Annotated in this window: 4 protein-coding genes; all 4 read left to right on the top strand. The window is 64.1% G+C overall.

Annotation, left to right across the window (positions count from 1 at the left end):
• On the top strand, window positions 1–498 hold a 498-nt coding region (locus EGI20_RS17800), incomplete at its 5' end, for a hypothetical protein (RefSeq protein WP_498633046.1).
• Window positions 491–856, top strand: a complete 366-nt coding sequence (locus EGI20_RS17805; protein ID WP_124735078.1) for a DUF3106 domain-containing protein — start codon at window positions 491–493, stop codon at window positions 854–856. The genes EGI20_RS17800 and EGI20_RS17805, both read left to right, overlap by 8 nt.
• Window positions 857–918: 62 nt before the next feature.
• On the top strand, window positions 919–1,416 hold the full coding sequence (locus EGI20_RS17810; RefSeq protein ID WP_124735077.1) for an RDD family protein: 498 nt from the start codon (window positions 919–921) through the stop codon (window positions 1,414–1,416).
• Between the two features lie 165 nt (window positions 1,417–1,581).
• Window positions 1,582–1,960 (top strand): solute carrier family 23 protein (locus tag EGI20_RS17815; protein WP_498633048.1); only part of this gene is annotated, 379 nt, incomplete at its 3' end.

Here is a 1,960-nt window from a genome sequence, read left to right on the forward strand (position 1 = left end):
GCAGACCGGCAGGCCTATCTATTGCGCCACTGGCTGGGGTTCAGTCCGCAACAAGCGGCACAAAGCATGGCACTTTCGTCCCGCGCCCTTGCCCGGCATGAGCACGCTGGCCGCCATGCCCTGCATACTCTGCTCTCACTGAAGGGCCTGAGCCTGCCAGCAGGCTACGCCAGTCTGGATGCCGCCATCTGCGCCGTATTGACCGCTGCCCTGCCCAAGGATGAGGTTCAGCTACCAGATCTGTGTCTGGCGGCACTGGATGCCGCCGAACTCCATGCCTCGCGCCGGTTTGCCCGCCTGCGCCCGTGGCTGGCGCTCAATCTGCACCCCCTGCGCCGCGCGGCGTTCGCCTTGCTGCTGGCAGTCCTGATCAGTACCGGTCTGCCGCAACTGCCATGGCAAACGCAGACAGACAGTTCGGATGACACCGCCTTGCTAGCCGATAGCTGGCCACTGGACACCCTGCTCGATCCGGCACTGGAGAAAAATCATGACTAGATGCCTGCTACTGTGTGCCTGCCTGTATGCCCTGCAAGCCAGCGCAGGTACACCCGCCTCGCCCGACTGGAACGAACTGGCCGAACACGAGCGCCAATTGCTTGCCCCGCTGGCGCGCGACTGGAACCGCTACTCCGCCCCCAAAAAACAGGACATGCTGGCCTTGGTACCGGATGGCGTCACGCTGCCGCCGGCCAAGCGTGCCCGCCTGCAAAGCCGGCTCAAACGCTGGGCCGAGCTCACGCCGGCACAGCGCCAGCTGGCAAGACAGAACTGGCGCAAATTGCAGGCCATGTCGCCCGCACAACAGCAATACTGGCGCCAGCAGCACACACCGGGCTCACTGGCTCCACGCTGAACCTGCGGCCCCCACAATCATTCAGGTAGAATATCGTCCTCTCTCTTGCGCCCGGATACTGCATGCCCGCCCACCCAGCTCTACCCACAGCCCGCCGCACGCTGGCCGCCTTGCTGTATGAAGTGCTGCTCACCGCAGCCGTACTTTTGGCGATCGCCACTCTGCTGACCCCCCTCAAGGCCGTGCTGGGCGCAAGCCCGCTGGCCGAGTTGCTGTTCCGCCTTTTGCTGGCCGGCCTGCTGTTTGCCTATTACGGCTGGTGCTGGGTCAAGGGCGGACAGACGCTGGCGATGAAAACCTGGCGTCTGAAGCTGGTGCGTGCCGATGGCGCGGCGCTTGACTGGCCGCTGGCTTTGCGCCGCTACCTGATTGCGCTGGCGCTGTTTGTCGGCGTGCCGGCGCTGGCCTATGCAGGCTGGAGCCGCAGTCTGGGAGAAAGCGCGCCTTTCTGGCTCGCCCTGGTCTGGTTGCCGCTACCCTTTATCGCCCGCGGCATAGACCCGGAAAAACGCAGCCTGCACGACAGGCTGGCCGGAACACGGGTGGTGTGCCTGAAGTAAGTGCATGACAGGGAAGGGGGAACGCCCCATTCCCCATTCCCCATTCCCCATTCCCCCTCTATACTTGCGCCCCGACGGAGCGGGTGCCGGATATCTGCCGGCTGCCCGCCTAGCGCCTGACTGTAGCTCAGGTTTTGCCCACCTTAATCTCTCCGGAAATCACGCATGCTGGAAAAGCTATTCCACATCCGTGCGCAAGGCTCGTCCGTGCGCACCGAAATCCTCGCCGGTTTCACCACCTTCCTCACCATGTCGGCCATCCTGTTCGTCAACCCGGACATCCTCGCCGCCGCCGGCATGGACCATGGCGCCGTGTTCGTCGCCACTTGTCTGGCCGGCGCCATCGGCTGCCTGCTGATGGGCCTCTTAGCCAACTACCCGATCGGCCAGGGGCCGGGCATGGGCATCAACGCTTTCTTCGCCTTCGGCCTGGTCAAGGGCATGGGACTGCCATGGGAGACAGCGCTGGGCGCGGTGTTCCTGTCCGGCATCCTGTTTATTCTGGTGAGCCTGTTCAAGGTGCGCGAGTGGTTCGTCAACGCCA

The sequence above is a fragment of the Aquitalea sp. S1-19 genome, from assembly GCF_024343515.1.